The sequence below is a fragment of the Siccirubricoccus phaeus genome (assembly GCF_008360935.1).
In the GTDB taxonomy this organism is placed as follows: domain Bacteria; phylum Pseudomonadota; class Alphaproteobacteria; order Acetobacterales; family Acetobacteraceae; genus Siccirubricoccus; species Siccirubricoccus phaeus.
The window spans coordinates 22,186-38,614 of sequence record NZ_SRXO01000020.1; the positions used below are offsets into that span (position 1 = coordinate 22,186).

Below are 16,429 nucleotides of genomic sequence, written 5' to 3' on the forward strand. Positions count from 1 at the left end.
CTCTCCCGGTGCAGCCTTGTGGCGGGCGGTATCGGTCGCGGTCAATCCGGAATAGGGTGCGGCACCTGCCGGAATCTGCCGGATGCTGCCGGATGTCCTGACCCTGCGGGAGGCCGCTGCCTTCCTCCGCCTTTCCGAGCGTAGCCTGTACGAGATGGCGCGGCAGCGCCGGCTGCCGGCGGCGCAGCTCGGCGGCAAATGGCTGTTCCCTCGCCGCCTGCTGGAGGCCTGGCTGGCGGCGGAGGCGGCGGCCGGCACCACCGCCCCGCGGCCGGACCCGCCGCCCATCCTGGCCGGCAGCCATGACCCGCTGCTGGATTGGGCGGTGCGGCAATCCGGCTGCGGCCTGGCGCTGCGCAGCGGCGGCAGCCTGGACGGGCTGGCGGCGCTGGCGGCGGGGGAGGCGATGGCCGCCGCCACCCATCTGCTGGACCCCGATACCGGCGCCTTCAACGAGCCGGCGGTGCGGCAGGCCCTGCCGGGCTGGGGCGTGGTCGGGATCACCTGGGCATGGCGGGAGCAGGGGCTGATCGTGCCGCCGGGCAATCCGGCGGGGCTGGGGGAGGTGGCGGCGCTGGCGCGGCCGGGCATCCGCGTCGCGGGGCGGCAGGCGCGGGCGGGCAGCCATGTGCTGCTGACCCATCTGCTGACCGAGGCCGGGATCCGGCTGGAGCAGATCGGCTTCCTGCCGGCGCCCGCCATGTCGGAGGATGAGGTGGCGGCGGCGGTCGCCGAGGGGCGGGCGGAGGCGGGCTTCGGCATCCGGGCGGAGGCCGGGTCCCGCGGGCTGGGCTTCGTGCCGCTGATCGCGGAGCGCTTCGACCTGGTGATGCCGCGGCGGCAGTATTTCGCGCCGGCCATGCAGGCGCTGCTGGGCTTCGCGCGCGGGGCGGAATTCGCGGCGCGGGGGGCGCGGCTGGGCGGCTATGCGCTGGGGAAGACGGGGAGGGTGGCGTTCAACCTGTAGCCAGGGGCGCTGCCCCTGGACCCCGGCGTGAGCCGGCGCGTGGAACCAGCAAACTCAGATCGGGGTCCGGGGGGCGTCCACCCCCGGCGGGGGTTGGCGGCACTGCCGCCAACGGGCAGCGCCCCTGCCCAGGGTTCGGGGGCAGCGCGCCCCAACACTCACCGCGTCGGCGTCGGCGGCGTCGTCGAGTAGTCGTAGAACCCCTTGCCGGTCTTCCGCCCCAGCCACCCCGCCTCGACATATTTCGCCAGCAGCGGGCAGGGCCGGTATTTCGGGTCGCCCAGCCCCTCATGCAGCACCTTCAGCACGGAGTAGAGCGTATCCAGCCCGACGAAGTCGGACAGCTCCAGCGGCCCCATCGGGTGGTTGGCGCCGAGCTTCATCCCCTCATCGATGGCGCGCACATCGCCCACGCCTTCCATCAGGGCGAAGATCGCCTCGTTCAGCATGGGGCAGAGGATGCGGTTGACGACGAAGCCGGGGTAGTCCGCGGCGGGCACCACCGTCTTGCCCATCTTCTCCGCCAGCGCCGTCACCGCCGCCACCGTGGCGTCTTCCGTGGCCAGGCCGCGGATCACCTCCACCAGCTTCATCATCGGCACCGGGTTGAAGAAATGCATGCCGAGGAAGCGGCCCGGCCGGTCCGTCGCCGCGGCGAGCCGGGTGATGGGAATGGAAGAGGTGTTGGAAGCGAGCAGCGCATCCGGCCGCAGCACCGGGCAGACGCTGGCAAAGATCTTCTTCTTGATCTCTTCATTTTCCGTCGCGGCCTCGACGACGAAGTCGCAATCGGCGAAGGCGGCGTAATCGGTGCCGGTGGCGATCAGGCCGAGCGCGGTCTCCTTCGCGCCCTCCGGGATCGCCTTGCGGGTGGTCTGGCGTTCCAGGTTCTTCTCGATGGTCGCCAGCGCCTTTTCCAGCGCCTGGGCGTTCACATCCACCAGCGCCACCTGCACGCCGGCCAGCGCCGCGACATGGGCGATGCCGTTGCCCATCAGGCCGGCGCCGATCACCCCGAGCTTCCGCACTTCCGTCATCTCCGCCCCTCCATATGAAAAAGGCCGCCGGACGCGCGGGCGTCGGGCGGCCTCCTCCTAAAGCAAGACCCGGCCAAGTGGAAACACCTGACCGGGTCTCTTGCTTTAGAAAATATGAAATCTAGAGCAGCTTATCCCCGATCTGTCGGATCACATCGTGATCCGGCAGATCGGGGCTGCTCTAGTGTCCCGATTCCGAAGTCCTGCGGACTTCGTTCTCGGGCCACTAGAGCGGTTTCACGCTGACTGTGCAGCGCGAAACCGCTCTAGCTTATGGATGGTAGAGCAGATTCACGCCTCCGGGCGATGCCGCCCTCCGGCGATCTGCTCTAGCTTTTGTTTTCAGTGGCCTGCTTGTCCGCTGCGTTCGCTGGAAAGCCAGCGAACTTCGCGGGCAGGACACTAGCCTGAGGTCTTACTTCTTCGCCAGCTCGGCTTCGAGTTCCGGCATCAGCTTGAACAGGTCACCCACCAGCCCGTAATCGGCGACGGAGAAGATGGGCGCTTCCTCGTCCTTGTTGATGGCGACGATGACCTTGCTGTCCTTCATCCCGGCCAGGTGCTGGATGGCGCCCGAGATGCCGACGGCGATGTAGAGCTCCGGCGCCACGATCTTGCCGGTCTGCCCCACCTGATGGTCGTTCGGCGCGTAGCCGGCATCCACCGCGGCGCGGGAGGCGCCGACCGCGGCGCCGAGCTTGTCCGCCACGCCCTCGATGATCTTGAAGTTCTCCGAGGACCCCATGGCGCGGCCGCCGGAGACGACGATGCGCGCCGCGGTCAGCTCCGGCCGCTCGCTCTTCGCGATCTCGGCGCCGAGGAAGCTGGAGAGGCCGGGATCATCGGCCGAGGGCGCCGCTTCCACCGCGGCGCTGCCGCCGGTCGCGGCGGCCGGGTCGAAGCTCGCGGCGCGGACGGTGATGACCTTCTTCGGATCGGCGCTCTTCACCGTCGCCAGGGCGTTGCCGGCATAGATCGGGCGCACGAAGGTGTCGGCATCCACCACGCCGGCGATGTCGGAGATCACCTGCACGTCGAGCAGCGCGGCGACCCGCGGCATGACGTTCTTGCCCGCGGCCGAGGCCGGGGCGAGCAGGTGGGAGTAATTGGGTGCCAGCGCCACCAGCAGCGCCGCCACCGGCTCCGCCAGCCCGTTCGCGTAGGGCTCGGCCTCCGAGTGCAGCACCTTGGCGACGCCCGCCACCTGGGCGGCGGCCTGCGCCGCGGCGGCGGCGCCCAGCACCAGCACATGCACCTCGCCGAGCTTCGCCGCGGCGGCGATGGTGCTGCGGCTCGGCTGGGTCAGCGCGCTGCCGTCATGGTCGGCAAGAACGAGAACGGCCATGCTCAGATCACCTTCGCTTCGTTGCGCAGCTTGTCCACCAGCTCCTGCACCGAGCCGACCTTCTTGCCGGCCTGGCGCTTCGCCGGCTCCTCCACCTTCAGCACGGTCAGCCGCGGCGTGACGTCCACGCCGAGATCGGCCGGCTTCACGTTCTCGATGGGCTTCTTCCGCGCCTTCATGATGTTGGGGAGCGAGGCGTAGCGCGGCTCGTTCAGCCGCAGGTCGGTGGTGACGATGGCCGGCAGCTTGAGCGAGACGGTCTCGAGCCCGCCATCGACCTCGCGCGTCACCTTTAGCTTGTCGCCATCCTTCTCCACCTTGCTGGCGAAGGTGCCCTGGGCCCAGCCCAGCAGCGCCGCCAGCATCTGGCCGGTGGCGTTCATGTCGTCGTCGATCGCCTGCTTGCCGAGGATGACGAGCTCCGGATTCTCCTTCGCCACCAGCGCCTTCAGCAGCTTGGCCACCGCCAGCGGCTCCAGCACCCCGTCATGCTCGACCAGGATGCCGCGATCGGCGCCCATGGCGAGGGCGGTGCGGATCTGCTCCTGGCAGGCGGTGGGGCCGCAGGAGACGGCGACGATCTCCGTCGCCACGCCTTTCTCCTTCAGCCGCACGGCTTCTTCCACCGCGATCTCGTCGAAGGGGTTCATGGACATCTTGACGTTGGCCGTCTCGACGCCGGTGCCATCCGCCTTCACGCGGACCTTCACATTGTAGTCCACCACCCGCTTGACGGGGACGAGAAGCTTCATCGCCGCTGCCGTTTCCTGGCTCGTTGTTGGGGAAGCGGGGTGCCCGGCGAAGCCCGGCGCCCGCGGATCGGGCGGCAAAATAGGGCGACGCCGTCGCTGCTGTCAAAAAACCCCCACATCCGGGCCCGCGGGCGCCGGGGGACGTCCGAGGGCGTCAGCGCGAAACCAGGAGCAGCAGGGCGAAGAGCGCCAGGGTGACGCCCTGCAGGATGACCCGCCAGCGCATCAACCGGTTGGAGCGCTCCGCGTCGCCGCTTTGTCGCACCAGCCCGAGCATGCCGGCGAAGAGGGTGCCGAGCGTCGCCAGCATGGCGATGCCGGTGAGGATGCCGAGGAAGAGCTTCATGAGGTGACTCTGGACCGCGCGCGGGAAACCGCAAGGGTGGGGACGGTGCCACGGCGGAGAATGAGCACCGCCGCCCCCGCCAGCGCGCCGCACAGCGCGAAGCCCGCCGCATAGCCGCCGGTGAGGCCGGCCAGCGCCGAGAGCAGGCTGGGCGAGAGGATCAGCGTCAGCGCCATGGCGAAGCCCATGGCGGAGGTGGCGCCGCCCACCCGGCCGGGCGGGGCGAGGCGCGCGACCTCGGCCAGCAGCACTCCGGTCCAGCCCACGGCGAAGCAGCCCATGGCGGCGGCCAGCGCCACCACCCCCAGCCAGGGCAGGCCTGGCCCGGCCAGCGCCAGCAGCAGGGCGGAGAGGCAGGCGCCGATGCCGATGACGCTCAGCACCGGCCGGGCGCCGCTTCGGTCCGCCAGCACCGCCCAGAGGATGCGGCCGAGGATGCCGGCGCCCTGGCCGATGGCCAGCGTCATCCCCGCCTCCACCAACCCCATCCCCAGCGCCTGCACCTGCCAGACGACGAAGAAGGAGAAGAAGCCGAACTGCCCCACCACCAGCCCGCAGCCATAGAGGCTGGTGGCGCGCAGCGGCGCATGCTCCCGCAGCAGGCGGAGGCTGCCGAGCGCCTCCCCGAAGGCGGCGCGGCTGGGCGCTTTCGGGTCCCGGTCCGCATCCAGGACGGCGCGGAGCGGTTGCAGGGCCAGGGCCAGCAGCAGGGTGAAAAGGGCAATGGCCAGCACCCCGGCCCGCCAGCCATAGAGGCTGCCGACCACCGGCGCGATGACCGAGACCAGCATCGCCCCCGCCGGGACCCCGGTCTGCTTCAGGCCGAAGATCAGGCTGCGGATCTGCGGCGGGGTGCGCGCCGCCAGCACATGGCTGCCGGCCGGCGTCAGCGGCCCGTGCCCGGCGCCGGCCAGCACGGCGGAGGCGATCAGCGCCAGCGGGTGGCCCAGTACCGCCAGCGCGATGCCGGCGGCGATCACCACCAGCGCCGCCTGGCAGACCCTGATGCCGCCATGCCGCCGCAGCAGCCCCTGGGCGAAGGGGCCGGAAACCAGCGCGCCGGCATAGGCGAGGGCGGTGTGCACCCCGGCCAGGCTCGCCGGCAGCTCCAGCTCCGCGGCGATGGCGGGGGCGAGGACGGGCAGGGTGAGGAAGGTGCCCATTCCGGCCAGATGGGTGCCGAGCAGCGCCAGCATCACCAGCCAGATGGAAGGTCCGGATGGCATCCGGCGCATCCTGCCGGCCCGGCCGGGCCTCGGCAACCCGGCGGCCGCGCGGGGTTGGGCAGGCGCGATGCCGGCCAGCCGGACCGCCGGGCAGGGCGGCGGATCGCGATCGGTCGCGCCGCCTGCCGGCCGCGAGGCGCCGGCGGGAGGGCGGCAGCGCCCGGCAACGCTGCCCTCTGCCGCGCCGCCGCTATTCCTGTGGCAGCCCGGCGGCGCGGATCACCTCCTGCCACATCGGCGCTTCGTGGGCGATGCGGTCGGCCAGCGCCTCGGGCCCAGCCAGCCTTAGCTCGAACCCTGCGGCGCGCAGCCGCGCGGCCATCTGCGGCGCCGTCAGCACCGCCCGCGCCGCCGTGGCCAGGCGGGCGAGGATGGCGGAAGGCGTGCCGGAAGGGGCCAGCAGCCCCTGGAAGGTTTCGGAGATGAAGCCCTCATAGCCCAGCTCCTGCATGGTCGGCACCTCCGGTAGGTCCGGCCAGCGATGCGCGCCGGTCAGCGCCAGGGCCCGCAGCGCACCGGCCTTGATCTGCGGCTGCGCCGGCGGCAGGGCGGTGACGCCGATGCTGGTCGTGCCGCCGAGCAGCGACTGCACGGCCAGCGCCGCGCTGTTGTGCGGCACCTGCACCACCTCGATGCCGGTCTTCAGCCGCAGCAGCTCCGCCGTCAGATGCGGCGTGGAGCCGATGCCGGGATTGGCCATGTTCAGCACGCCCGGCGCCGCCTTCGCCCGTTCCACCAGCGCCGCCACCGACTCGATGCCGCTGTCCGGCCGCGCCAGCAGCACGTTGGGGGAGGCGCCGAGCTCGGTGATCGGGGCGAAATCCCGGAAGGGGTCGTAGCCCGGGCTGCGGAACAGGCTGGGATTCACCACGAAGCCGGTGGAGGTGACCAGCAGCGTATAGCCATCCGGCGCGGCGCGGCCGACATGCGCGACGCCGATATTGCCGCCGCCGCCCGGCCGGTTCTCCACCACCACGGGCTGGCCGAGGGCGGGGGTCAGGCCGTGGGAGAGGGCGCGGGCCATGATGTCCGTGGGGCCGCCGGGGCCGAAGGGCACCACCAGCCGGATGCCGCGGGCCGGCCAGGGCAGCGGTGCCTGGGCCAGGGCAGGGGTAGCCAGGGCCAGGGCCAGCATCGCCCGGCGCCCGAGGCGCATGGCTCGGGGCATGCTCGTTTCCTCCGTCGCGGCGCCGCCGCTTGCGGCAAGCCTGCCGGCTGCGGAGCGTGGGGGTCAAGCGGGGTGGCGTGCGTAATGGGGGCTCCACCCCCATGCCCCTGGCCAGTGGCGCTGCCCGTTGGCGGCAGTGCCGCCAATCCCGCCGGGGTGGACCACCCCCCGGACCCCGGTGTGAGTTTTGCAGTTCAACCGGCCGACTCGGACCGGGGTCCGGGGAGGGGTCCCCTCCCCGGCGGGAGTGCAGAGGGCAGAGCCCTCTGCTGGGGGTTCGGGGGCGAAGCCCCCGACTTTTCCCCCAGCCTCCCGCCCATGCTATGCGCCCGTGCCATGGATATGGCAGCTCCCTCAGGCCCCGCCCTTCCCCTGTTGCGGGAGGCGAAGCGGGTGGTGGTGAAGATCGGCTCCGCCCTGGTGGTGGAGGAGAAGACCGCCGCGCCGCGCGCCGCCTGGCTCGCCTCCGTCGCCGCCGACGTCGCCGCCATGCGCGCGCGCGGGACGGAGGTGGTGCTGGTCTCCTCCGGTGCCATTGCGCTGGCCCGTCGCGCCCTCGGCCTCACCCGCAAGAAGCTGCGGCTGGAGGAGAAGCAGGCCGCCGCCGCGGTCGGCCAGATCCGCCTGGCCGGCGCCTGGCAGGAGGCGCTCTCCACCCATGGTCTTTCCGCCGCCCAATTGCTGCTGACCCTGGAGGACAGCGAGGATCGCCGCCGCTACCTCAATGCCCGCGCCACGCTCGGCACGTTGCTGGAACTCGGCTGCGTGCCGGTGATCAATGAGAACGACACGGTGGCGACGGCCGAAATCCGCTTCGGCGACAATGACAGGCTGGCGGCGCGCGTCGCGGAGATGACCGGCGCCGATGCGCTGGTGCTGCTCTCCGACATCGACGGGCTCTACACCGCCGACCCGCGCAAGGATCCGGCGGCGCGGCATCTGCCGGTGGTGGAGCGGATCGGCGAGGAGATCATGGCCATGGGGGGTGAGCCGCCGCCCGGCTATTCCTCCGGCGGCATGCGCACCAAGCTGATCGCGGCGCGCATCGCGACCGGCGCTGGCTGCGCCATGGCGATCGCGCTGGGCAAGCGGGACAACCCGCTGCGGGCGATGGAGGAGGGCGCACCCTGCACCTGGTTCCTGCCCGCGCCGGAGGGACGCACCGCGCGCAAGCGCTGGATCGCGGGTTCGCTGGCGCCGCTCGGCAGCCTCACGGTGGATGAGGGGGCGGCGCGGGCGCTGGCCCGCGGCTCCTCCCTGCTGCCCGCCGGGGTGCGCGGGGTGGAGGGGCAGTTCCACCGCGGCGATCCGGTGAGCGTGCGCGATGCCGCCGGGCGCGAATTGGCGCGCGGTCTCTCCGCCTATGATGCGGAGGATGCCGGGCGCATCGCCGGGCATCGCTCGGAGGAGATCGAGGCCATCCTCGGCTGGCGCGGCCGGGATGAGATCGTGCACCGGGACGACCTCGTCCTCATTTCCCCATGACGTTGCTGCGCAACGCGATGGGGGCCCCGGAGTCGCTGGGGGCCCGGGACCTCGCACAGCCTGAAGCGGCGAAGCCGCTTCGGGGCAACGGGCGGCGCGGTGGCGGGGCCGGGGCTGCGGGCCCGGCCTTGCGCTAGGCGCGGCCCTCCGCCCGTGCCAGTCTTTACCCCCGTAGAATTCGGGCGGAGCAGGCAGGGATGAGGAAGCGCGTTGCCTTCATCGGCACCGGCGGGACCATCGCCTCCATCGGCAAGGGGCCGCTGGATACGGTGAATTACGGCGCCAACGGGCGGATGCTGCAGGCCGACGGCATCCTGGAGCGCTTCCCGGAGGTGCAGCTCGTCGCCGATGTCTTCGCCGTGCCCTACCGCAACGTCCCGTCGCCGCAGATCGCCTGGAAGGAGTGGCAGGAGCTCGTCCTGCTCTGCGACAAGGTGGCGGCGGAGACCCCGGATCTGGCCGGCATCGTGATCGGCCATGGCACCGCCTCGCTGGAGGAAACGGCCTTCTTCCTCTCCCTGACGCTGAAGGTGAAGGTGCCGGTGGTGGTGGTCGGCTCGCAGCGCCCGGCCTCGGCGCTTTCCACCGATGCCGGGCTGAACCTGGTGAATGCGGTGCGCGTCGCGGTGGATGAGGGGGCGCGCGGCCTCGGCGCGCTGGTGCTGCTGAATGACGAGATCCAGGCGGCACGGGAGGTGACGAAAACCTCCACCGGCCGCATGCAGACCTTCCGCAGCCCGGATTTCGGCGTGCTCGGCCAGGCCGATGGCGATCGCGTCGTGTGGTATCGCCGCCCGCTGCGCAAGCTGGCGCCGGAGACGGAATTCGACATCCGCCGGCTGGCCGAGCTGCCGCGCGTCGACATCGCCTATTCCTATGCGGGGGCGGATGGCACGGCGGTGCGCGCCTTCACCGCCGCCGGTGCCAAGGGCATCGTGGTGGCCGGCTTTGCGCCCGGCTTCGTCACGCCGGGCGATGCCGCGGCGCTGCTGGAGGCGAAGCAGATGGGCGTCATCGTCCTGCAATCCACCCGCGCCGGCAGCGGCCGCGTCTTCCCCACCACCAAGCTGGCGGAGGCGGGCTTCATCCCGGCCGACAACCTCAACCCGCAGAAGGCGCGCATCCTGCTGGCGCTGGCGCTGACCATCTCCGGCGACCCGGCCGAGATCGCGCGCATCTTCGCCACCTACTAGCGATGGAGCGCAGCATCCTCGCCGTCTCGCAGCGGCCGGAGCTGGCGCCCCTGGTCGCGCGCTGGCGGGTGGAAGCCTTCTTCCATCATCCCGGCGGCTGCACGGTGGAGGAGATGACCGGCTGGATCCTCGCCCCGCCGGTCGGGCCGGAGGACAATTTCGTGCTGTTCGAGGGGGAGAGGCCGGTGGGCACGGCCGGCCTGGTCCAGCAGGACCTGGAGACCCGGCCCGATCTCACGCCCTGGCTCGCCGGGCTGTTCGTGCTGCCCGAATGCCGCGGCCGCGGCCATGGGGCCGCGCTGGTGCGGCAGGTGGAGGGCTTTGCGCGCCGGTCGGGCGTGCCGGTACTATGGCTCTACACCCTGGCCGCCGAGCCCTTCTATCTCCGGCTCGGCTGGGCGCGGGCGGGCATCGAGCGGGAGAGGGACCACGAGGTGATCCTGATGCGGCGCCCGCTCATCGGGGCGGGTCGAGGATGACGCGGGAGGAATGGGCGCGATGTACAAGCTGGACGTGCTGATCCAGGGCTATCCGGGCAAGTCGCTCTGCCATGGCGGCCTGGGCTGGTCCACCATCGCGCTGCTGCGCGGGCAGGGGCGGACCATCCTCATCGATGTCGGCGCCTTCGCCATTCGCGGCGAATTCGGCCGGCAGCTCAAGGCCGCGGGCTGCGCGCCGGAGAGCGTGACCGATGTGGTGCTGACCCATGCGCATTGGGACCATTCGGTGAACTACACCCTGTTCCCCAATGCCGATGTCTGGATCGGCCGCGTCGAGATGGAGTGGGCGACCAGCACGCCGGTCGGCTTCAACCCGCTGCCGGAGCTGTATGTGCAGGATCTGGCGAAGCACCCGAAGCTGCATCTGCTGGAGGATGACGAGGCCTTCCTGCCCGGCCTCACCGCGCATCTCTGCCCGGGGCATACGCCGGGCTGCCTGGTGTTCCGGATGACGGGGGGCGAGGTGCCGGTGGTGTTCAGCGGCGACGCGGCGAAGAACCGTGCCGAGATGCTTTCCATGACCACGGACATGACCATGGATGCCGGCGCCAGCCGCGCCAGCCTGGACCGCATCTGGGGGCTGTGGAAGCAGGAGCCGGGGACGCTGCTGATCCCGGGGCATGACCTGACCATGCGTCTGGGTGCCGCGGGGAAGCCGGAATATATCGGGCAGCGGCGGGCGGGGATCGCGGCCTGGTTCAACGAGGATCTGGCGGTGATGGAGGAGTTCGACATATCGGCGCCGCGCTTTTGATGGCGGCGCGGTGTCGAGGGAGGGCGTCGCGCCGTAAGGCGCGCCTTACGGCGCGACCCTCAAGACAGCGCCGTGCCTGACCGCGCCTGGGTCCGCCTCCCCTCCGGCCGCCGCCTGGACCTTCTCTCCCCCACCCCCTTCGACTGGACCGATGAGGACCTGGCCATCGGCCTGTCCCGCACCTTCCGCTGGGGCGGCCATTCCATCTGGCCTGGCGCCCCGCTTTCCGTCGCCCAGCATTCCCTTTCCGTCCTCGCCCTGCGCCGCGCCCGCACCAAGGGCGGCCTCACCCAGGACGAAGCCCGGCGCGAGCTCCTGCACGATGCCGAGGAGGGCCTGCTCGGCTTCGACTGCATTTCGCCGCTGAAGCCCTTCCTCGGCGCCGCTTTCGCCGCCCTGCAATCCCGCCTGCAGCAGGCCGTCGCCCTCCGCTACGCCCTGCCCGCCTGGACCAAGGACTCCAAGCGCGCCCACAAGGCCTGCGACATCGCCCTGGCCGCCGCCGAAGCCGTGCATGTCGCCGGCTGGACGCCGGAGGAGGTTCGTTTCACGCTCGGCATCCGCGCGCCGCTGCTGGCCGCCGACCCGCTGGCCGCCCTGGGCGACCGGCCCTGGCAGCCCTGGCCGCCGGAGATCGCCGCCGAACGCTTCCTCGCCACCCTTGCCCGGCTGTCCGACCCGCATGGCTGAAACCCTGGATGATTTCGCCTTCACCCACCCCCTGCGCGTCCGCTGGGCGGAGCTGGACCCGCAGAACATCGTCTTCAACGCCAATTACCTGATGTATTTCGATATCGGTCTCACCGAGTATCTCCGTGCCCTGGGCTGGCGCGGCGCCAATGGCTTCGCCGCCCATGGCACGGATGTCTTCGCGGTGAATGCCACGCTGGATTTCCACGCCCCGGCCGGGCATGACGATGCGCTGCTGATCGCCGCCCGCATCGACTATCTCGGCCGCAGCAGCTTCCGCTTCCGCATGGGCTGCTTCCGGGACGGCACTTTGCTGGTCGCCGGCCGGCTGACCTATGTGAACGCCACGCGCGACACCCGCCGGCCGACGCCGCTGCCGGAGCCCTTCATTGCGAAAATCCTGGCCTTCGAGCGCATCCCGCCGGAGCGCAAGCCCGGCTGAGCCGCCCTCAGCCCCGCCGGTAGGGGTAGCAGAGCGCCGGGTCGAGGGTCAGGCGCAGATGCCGCGCCAGCGCCTCGATCGCCGGCCCGTAATCCGGGAAGGGGTCGCTGTTGGCCGCGCCGACGACGATGGGCCGGAAGCCCTGCACCCCCTGGCTGGGCGGCGGCAGCATGGCCGTCACCAGCGCATTGCCCTCGGCATCCCGGAGGGTCATGAACACCGGCATGGTCCGCTCGATATGGGTGGCGCGGCGGATATCCTGCTCGATGAAGGGAATGCCGGCGGGGTTGAAGCCCTGGGCGGCATCCTCCCGCGCCCGCCGGTAGTGTTTTTCGACCGCATGGCGCATGAGCTGGGATTCCTGCGCGGCCTCGGTCTCGGTTTCCAGGCGGAACCAGCTCATTCCCCCTGGCGCGTCGCAGATGTAGCGCATATCGCCCTCCCCCTGGCTGAGATGGCCAGCCGGCCCGGCGCGCGCCCGGGCGGCCCCGGCTCATCTGGGGACTCAGGGGCGGCTTGTCAGCCGCCGCCGACGTAACGCAAAGGAAGCGCCACAGGAGGGTCACGCATGGCGGAACAGGGTCAGGGGCCGGTCTATCTGCGGTGGCGCGGCGGGCGCCCGGCGCCGGAGCAGGAGGAATTCCCCAGCCTCGACGCCGCGCTGGACGCGGTGGAGGCGCGCTGGGAGACGCTGCAGCACCAGGCGCCGCAGCTTCTGGACGCCCGCCGGGTGCTGCTGCTCAGCACCGCGGAGCTGCTGGCGATGGCGGAGGAGGGCGAGGAGGAGGCCGGGAAGGCGGGCTGACCCGTCCCCACCGCTCGGGCCGACGCCCGCCGGAGCTGGCGCCGCCCGCTGCCCTCCGCGGCTTTGCCGCGGAGGGCTGTGCGAGGCCTTGCGCGAACAGAGAGTCGGAGGGCCCCAGGCGTTGCGCAGCAACGTCATGGGGAACTACTCCAGGCTGATATTGGCCTTCTGGATCACCTGGTCCCATTTGGCGATCTCGGACGCGATGAAGGCCTGGAAATGCTCCGGCGTGTCGCCGATCGGCACCGCGCCCTGCTCGGCGATCTTCGCCTGCATCGCCGGTTCCTTGACGATCGCCTGCAGCGCCTGGGAAAGCCGCGCCACCGCTTCCTTCGGCAGCCGCGCCGGGGCCTGGATGCCGAACCAGGCGGTGGCGTCCAGCGCCGGATAGCCGGCCTCCGCCGTGGTCGGCACGTCGGGCACCGCCGGGCTGCGCTGCGGCGTCGTCACCGCCAGGGCCTTCACCCGGTTGTCGCGGATATGGCCGAGCGAGCTGGGCAGATTGTCCACCGCCAGATCCACCCGGCTGGCGATGACCTCCGTCAGCATGGGGCCGGCGCCGCGGAAGGGCACATGCACCAGCTCGATCCCCGCCACCTGCTTCAGCAACTCCCCGGTCAGGTGCAGGGAGGTGCCATTGCCGGAGGAGGCGATGGTGAGGCCGCCGCTGCGGGTCTTCGCCAGCGCCACCGCCTCCGCCAGCGTCTTCACCGGCAGGTTCGGCGCGGCGAGGATTACGTTCGGCACGCCGGCGACGTTGGAAACCGCGACCAGATCCTCCGGCTTGTAGGGCATGGTGGTGCGGTAGAGGCCGTAATTGATCGCCGCCGTGCCGATCGTCGTCATCAGCAGCGTGTGATTGTCGGTGGATTTGGCCACCGCCTCCGCGCCGATATTGCCGCCGGCGCCAGGCCGGTTCTCCACCACCACCGATTGGCCGAGCCGGGCCGAGAGCGGCTCCACCAGCAGGCGGGCGACGATATCCGTGGTGCCGGCGGCGCTGAAGGGGACGATGATGCGCACCGGCCGGTTGGGCCAGGCGGGCTGGGCCGAGAGGCGGGGCGCAAGCAACAGGCTGCCGGCGCCGCCCAGGGCGGCGCGACGGGACAGGATGTTCATAGGGGGGACCTTCCTTCCGGCGCGCGCCGGAAAGGCAACAGCAGGGTCACCCCGGCACGCGGACGGGCGCTACATGCACCTGTCCGGCGGCGGAGACAACCTCGGCGCGCCCCCTTTCCCCCGGGCCCGGTCCGCGCTTGGATGCGGGCAGCCATCCCCTGGGGAGAGAAACATGCCCGCCTCCGTGCCCATTTCCGGCAACCGCTTCGTCATCATCGGCGGCGCCAGCCTCGTCGGCTCCGCCACGGCCGGGGAGTTGCTCGACCATGGCGCGGCGGAGGTGGTGCTGTTCGACAATTTCGCCTTCGGCTCGGAAGCCGCCATCGCCCATGTGAAGGACCATCCGCGGCTGAAGCTGGTGCGCGGCGACGTGATGCGCATGGCGGATCTGCTGCGGGTGACGGAGGGTGCGGCCGGCGTGCTGCAGCTCGCCGCCTTCATGACGCTCTCCATGGACCGCGACCCCTGGGGCGGGCTCGACGTGAACATCCGCGGCGTGCAGAACGCGCTGGAGGCCTGCCGGGCGAACAAGGTGAAGAAGGTCGTCTTCGCCTCCTCCAACGCCGTCTATGGCTATGGCCCGGGCGTCTCCGGCGAGCTGGTGGAGAGCACGCCCTTCCATTCGGTGGGCGCGCCGCCGGCCGCCATCCTCTACGGCGCCAGCAAGATCATCGGCGAGCAGCTCTGCCGCGACGCCTTCCGCAAATGGGGGCAGGACTACGTGGTGCTGCGCTACTCCACCGTGTATGGCGAGCGCCAGCACTACCGCGCGGCCAACGCCCTCTACATCATCGAGACCATCGACAAGGTCCGCCGCGGCGAGGCGCCGCAGGTCTTCGGCGACGGCTCCGAGACCAAGCATTTCGTCTATGTCGGCGATCTGGCGCGGGCCAACCGCATGGCCTTCGAGAGCGCGGCGACGGATGTGGCGGTGAATGCCTCCGGCGTCGCGCCGATCACCACGCTGGAGCTGGTGAAGCTGGTGACGGAGCTGGCGGGCGGCGGGCCGGCGCCCGAGTTCGTCGGCAGCGACGGCAAGGTGCGGCTGACCAGCGGCGGCGCCTTCCGCATCGCACATGAGGAAGCCTTCAACGCCATCGGCTGGAAGCCGGAGGTGGATATGCGCGAGGGGCTGCGGCGGCTGATCGCCTGGCGGGATGGGAACGAGGCGAAGGCGGCGGAGTAAAAGATCGGGGGCGCTGCCCCCGAACCCCCGGTCCGAGTTTCAGACCCGTGGGTTCAACCTGCCGGCTCGGGGCGGGGTCCGGGGGGAAGCTTTCCCCCCGGCGGGAGTGCAGAGGGCGGCGCCCTCTGCCGGGGGCATGGGGGCGGAGCCCCCATTCTGCGATCACACCACCTGCAGCAGCCCCGCCAGCAGCTTCGCCCGCGGCACCAGGCTGTCGATCACCAGATGCTCCTCCAGCGTGTGCCCGCCGGCGCCCTGCACGCCGAGCCCGTCCAGCGTGGTGATCCCCATCGCCCCGGTGAAATTCCCGTCCGAACCGCCACCGGCGCTCTGGTGGTTGATGTCGAAGCCGATCTTCCGGGCGATGCCGCGGGCGGTCTCGTACAGCGCCATCCCCTTCGCATCCGGCTCCCAGACCGGCCGCGTCACGCCGCGCGTCACCTCGAGCTGCACGTCATTTCCGGTAGGGCGCAGGGAGAGCATCTTCTCGACCGCCGCATCCAGGTCCTCCTGCCGCTTGGCCATGGAGAGACTCTCCGCATCGCAATAGGTGGCGACGCAATTCACCCATTGCCCGCCATGGATGACGCCAACGGAATAGGTCACGTCCTCCGTCGTCATCGCCTCGATGGCGACCACCTGACGGCACATCTCGCGGATGGCGCTGCGGCCATCCGCCAGCCGCGCCCCGGCATGGCTGGGCCGGCCGGTGGTGCGCAGGTTGAAGCGGGCGATGGCGTAGCGGCCGGTGACGACGCCGCCATCCGGCCGCGCTGGCTCCGGCACCAGCACCACGGCATGGCGCGCCGCCTCGGCCTCGATCAGGTCGCGGGTGGAGGGGCTGCCGACCTCCTCATCCGAGGTGAAGAGCACGGTCACCGGCCGGCTGGTGGGGATGCCGGCCTTCAGCAATTGCCGGATGGCCTCGACGGCGATGTAATTGCCGCCCTTCATGTCATAGACCCCCGGCCCGTAAAGCCGGTTGCCCTCCTGCCGCACCGGCAAGGGCTCCAGCGTGCCGATGGGATGGACGGTGTCCATATGGCCCATCACCAATATGCCGGGCTCGCCGGCCCTGGGGTGGCCGAAGCTGGCGCGCAGGCAGGGGCCATAACCCAGGCGGCCGGGGATCACCTCGATCCGCGCACCCAGCAGGGCGAGGTCCCGCGCCGCAATGTCCATCATGCGGCCGACCGCGGCGGCGTCGAAGGTCGGGCTCTCGCACGCCACCCAGCGTTTCAGCCCGGGGATCATCGCCGCGGCGTCGAAGGGCAGGTCGAGAACGGGGGCATCCATCGCACAATTCTCCATGGCCGCCAGGGGAGGGGCGGGTGCGGGAGGTTTGCCGCTTCCCCGCCCCGCCACAACCCCCGATGCGCCGGCGGGCCCCTCCGCGGGGATGGCAGGGCTGCAT

The 16,429-nt window shown here is 71.3% G+C and carries 18 protein-coding genes; 9 read left to right on the plus strand and 9 right to left on the minus strand.

Annotated elements, in window-relative coordinates; all coding sequences use genetic code 11:
* Positions 1-82 precede the first annotated feature (82 nt).
* The gene (locus E5N76_RS22600) at positions 83-967 is read left to right on the plus strand and encodes a helix-turn-helix transcriptional regulator (RefSeq protein WP_149539600.1); all 885 of its coding nucleotides are present in this window, start codon (positions 83-85) and stop codon (positions 965-967) included.
* A 158-nt stretch (positions 968-1,125) separates the two neighbouring features.
* Here E5N76_RS22600 and E5N76_RS22605 read toward each other — a convergent pair whose 3' ends face one another.
* The 6 genes from E5N76_RS22605 to E5N76_RS22630 all read right to left on the minus strand — a co-directional run bounded on the left by E5N76_RS22605 (position 1,126) and on the right by E5N76_RS22630 (position 6,841).
* The gene (locus tag E5N76_RS22605) at positions 1,126-2,004 is read right to left on the minus strand and encodes a 3-hydroxybutyryl-CoA dehydrogenase (protein WP_149539601.1); all 879 of its coding nucleotides are present in this window, start codon (positions 2,002-2,004) and stop codon (positions 1,126-1,128) included.
* A 415-nt stretch (positions 2,005-2,419) separates the two neighbouring features.
* Positions 2,420-3,349 (minus strand): electron transfer flavoprotein subunit alpha/FixB family protein, encoded by a 930-nt coding sequence (locus tag E5N76_RS22610; protein WP_149539602.1) that lies wholly within the window; start codon positions 3,347-3,349, stop codon positions 2,420-2,422.
* 2 nt (positions 3,350-3,351) lie between these two features.
* A complete protein-coding gene (locus E5N76_RS22615) occupies positions 3,352-4,101 on the minus strand; it encodes an electron transfer flavoprotein subunit beta/FixA family protein (protein WP_149539603.1) in 750 nt (249 codons plus the stop codon).
* 154 nt (positions 4,102-4,255) lie between these two features.
* The gene (locus E5N76_RS22620; protein ID WP_149539604.1) at positions 4,256-4,447 is read right to left on the minus strand and encodes a twin transmembrane helix small protein; all 192 of its coding nucleotides are present in this window, start codon (positions 4,445-4,447) and stop codon (positions 4,256-4,258) included.
* On the minus strand, positions 4,444-5,673 hold the full coding sequence (locus tag E5N76_RS22625; RefSeq protein WP_187830332.1) for an MFS transporter: 1,230 nt from the start codon (positions 5,671-5,673) through the stop codon (positions 4,444-4,446). The genes E5N76_RS22620 and E5N76_RS22625 overlap by 4 nt, the downstream gene beginning before the upstream one ends.
* 190 nt (positions 5,674-5,863) lie before the next feature.
* The gene (locus E5N76_RS22630) at positions 5,864-6,841 is read right to left on the minus strand and encodes a Bug family tripartite tricarboxylate transporter substrate binding protein (RefSeq protein WP_149539606.1); all 978 of its coding nucleotides are present in this window, start codon (positions 6,839-6,841) and stop codon (positions 5,864-5,866) included.
* Between the two features lie 342 nt (positions 6,842-7,183).
* On the opposite strand from E5N76_RS22630, the gene proB reads away from it, so the two are divergent.
* The 6 genes from proB (at position 7,184) to E5N76_RS22660 (ending at position 11,905) form a co-directional block, all read left to right on the plus strand.
* Positions 7,184-8,326, plus strand: a complete 1,143-nt coding sequence (gene proB, locus E5N76_RS22635; RefSeq protein ID WP_149539607.1) for a glutamate 5-kinase — start codon at positions 7,184-7,186, stop codon at positions 8,324-8,326.
* A 197-nt stretch (positions 8,327-8,523) separates the two neighbouring features.
* Complete coding sequence (locus tag E5N76_RS22640; RefSeq protein WP_149539608.1) at positions 8,524-9,519, plus strand: asparaginase; 996 nt, start codon at positions 8,524-8,526, stop codon at positions 9,517-9,519.
* Positions 9,520-9,521: 2 nt separating this feature from the next.
* Complete coding sequence (locus E5N76_RS22645; RefSeq protein ID WP_149539609.1) at positions 9,522-9,998, plus strand: GNAT family N-acetyltransferase; 477 nt, start codon at positions 9,522-9,524, stop codon at positions 9,996-9,998.
* 19 nt (positions 9,999-10,017) lie between these two features.
* Positions 10,018-10,773, plus strand: coding sequence for an MBL fold metallo-hydrolase (locus E5N76_RS22650; protein WP_149539610.1), 756 nt, complete (start codon positions 10,018-10,020; stop codon positions 10,771-10,773).
* Positions 10,774-10,845: 72 nt separating this feature from the next.
* A complete protein-coding gene (locus tag E5N76_RS22655; RefSeq protein ID WP_149539611.1) occupies positions 10,846-11,463 on the plus strand; it encodes a phosphohydrolase in 618 nt (205 codons plus the stop codon).
* Positions 11,456-11,905 carry an acyl-CoA thioesterase gene (locus tag E5N76_RS22660; protein ID WP_149539612.1) on the plus strand — a complete coding sequence of 150 codons (450 nt, stop codon included), beginning with the start codon at positions 11,456-11,458 and terminating at the stop codon, positions 11,903-11,905. Before E5N76_RS22655 ends, E5N76_RS22660 begins: the two co-directional genes overlap by 8 nt.
* Positions 11,906-11,912: 7 nt before the next feature.
* On the opposite strand, the gene E5N76_RS22665 is transcribed toward E5N76_RS22660, so the two are convergent.
* The gene (locus E5N76_RS22665) at positions 11,913-12,338 is read right to left on the minus strand and encodes a hypothetical protein (RefSeq protein WP_149539613.1); all 426 of its coding nucleotides are present in this window, start codon (positions 12,336-12,338) and stop codon (positions 11,913-11,915) included.
* A 135-nt stretch (positions 12,339-12,473) separates the two neighbouring features.
* On the opposite strand from E5N76_RS22665, the gene E5N76_RS22670 reads away from it, so the two are divergent.
* On the plus strand, positions 12,474-12,710 hold the full coding sequence (locus E5N76_RS22670; protein ID WP_149539614.1) for a hypothetical protein: 237 nt from the start codon (positions 12,474-12,476) through the stop codon (positions 12,708-12,710).
* 144 nt (positions 12,711-12,854) lie between these two features.
* Here E5N76_RS22670 and E5N76_RS22675 read toward each other — a convergent pair whose 3' ends face one another.
* The gene (locus E5N76_RS22675) at positions 12,855-13,829 is read right to left on the minus strand and encodes a Bug family tripartite tricarboxylate transporter substrate binding protein (protein ID WP_149539615.1); all 975 of its coding nucleotides are present in this window, start codon (positions 13,827-13,829) and stop codon (positions 12,855-12,857) included.
* Positions 13,830-14,001: 172 nt separating this feature from the next.
* Here E5N76_RS22675 and E5N76_RS22680 point away from each other — a divergent pair, with 172 nt between their 5' ends.
* A complete protein-coding gene (locus tag E5N76_RS22680) occupies positions 14,002-15,015 on the plus strand; it encodes an NAD-dependent epimerase/dehydratase family protein (protein ID WP_149539616.1) in 1,014 nt (337 codons plus the stop codon).
* Positions 15,016-15,177: 162 nt separating this feature from the next.
* On the opposite strand, the gene E5N76_RS22685 is transcribed toward E5N76_RS22680, so the two are convergent.
* Positions 15,178-16,311 carry a M20/M25/M40 family metallo-hydrolase gene (locus E5N76_RS22685; protein ID WP_149539617.1) on the minus strand — a complete coding sequence of 378 codons (1,134 nt, stop codon included), beginning with the start codon at positions 16,309-16,311 and terminating at the stop codon, positions 15,178-15,180.
* Between the last annotated feature and the right edge of the window lie 118 nt (positions 16,312-16,429).

What these genes read in the sequence shown, in the direction of transcription:
- E5N76_RS22600 (WP_149539600.1), top strand. Translation starts at nt 83, where the DNA reads ATGCTGCCGGATGTCCTGACCCTGCGGGAGGCCGCTGCCTTCCTCCGC.
- E5N76_RS22605 (WP_149539601.1), bottom strand. Translation starts at nt 2,004, where the DNA reads ATGACGGAAGTGCGGAAGCTCGGGGTGATCGGCGCCGGCCTGATGGGC.
- E5N76_RS22610 (WP_149539602.1), bottom strand. Translation starts at nt 3,349, where the DNA reads ATGGCCGTTCTCGTTCTTGCCGACCATGACGGCAGCGCGCTGACCCAG.
- E5N76_RS22615 (WP_149539603.1), bottom strand. Translation starts at nt 4,101, where the DNA reads ATGAAGCTTCTCGTCCCCGTCAAGCGGGTGGTGGACTACAATGTGAAG.
- E5N76_RS22620 (WP_149539604.1), bottom strand. Translation starts at nt 4,447, where the DNA reads ATGAAGCTCTTCCTCGGCATCCTCACCGGCATCGCCATGCTGGCGACG.
- E5N76_RS22625 (WP_187830332.1), bottom strand. Translation starts at nt 5,673, where the DNA reads ATGCCATCCGGACCTTCCATCTGGCTGGTGATGCTGGCGCTGCTCGGC.
- E5N76_RS22630 (WP_149539606.1), bottom strand. Translation starts at nt 6,841, where the DNA reads ATGCCCCGAGCCATGCGCCTCGGGCGCCGGGCGATGCTGGCCCTGGCC.
- proB (WP_149539607.1), top strand. Translation starts at nt 7,184, where the DNA reads ATGGCAGCTCCCTCAGGCCCCGCCCTTCCCCTGTTGCGGGAGGCGAAG.
- E5N76_RS22640 (WP_149539608.1), top strand. Translation starts at nt 8,524, where the DNA reads ATGAGGAAGCGCGTTGCCTTCATCGGCACCGGCGGGACCATCGCCTCC.
- E5N76_RS22645 (WP_149539609.1), top strand. Translation starts at nt 9,522, where the DNA reads ATGGAGCGCAGCATCCTCGCCGTCTCGCAGCGGCCGGAGCTGGCGCCC.
- E5N76_RS22650 (WP_149539610.1), top strand. Translation starts at nt 10,018, where the DNA reads ATGTACAAGCTGGACGTGCTGATCCAGGGCTATCCGGGCAAGTCGCTC.
- E5N76_RS22660 (WP_149539612.1), top strand. Translation starts at nt 11,456, where the DNA reads ATGGCTGAAACCCTGGATGATTTCGCCTTCACCCACCCCCTGCGCGTC.
- E5N76_RS22665 (WP_149539613.1), bottom strand. Translation starts at nt 12,338, where the DNA reads ATGCGCTACATCTGCGACGCGCCAGGGGGAATGAGCTGGTTCCGCCTG.
- E5N76_RS22670 (WP_149539614.1), top strand. Translation starts at nt 12,474, where the DNA reads ATGGCGGAACAGGGTCAGGGGCCGGTCTATCTGCGGTGGCGCGGCGGG.
- E5N76_RS22675 (WP_149539615.1), bottom strand. Translation starts at nt 13,829, where the DNA reads ATGAACATCCTGTCCCGTCGCGCCGCCCTGGGCGGCGCCGGCAGCCTG.
- E5N76_RS22680 (WP_149539616.1), top strand. Translation starts at nt 14,002, where the DNA reads ATGCCCGCCTCCGTGCCCATTTCCGGCAACCGCTTCGTCATCATCGGC.
- E5N76_RS22685 (WP_149539617.1), bottom strand. Translation starts at nt 16,311, where the DNA reads ATGGATGCCCCCGTTCTCGACCTGCCCTTCGACGCCGCGGCGATGATC.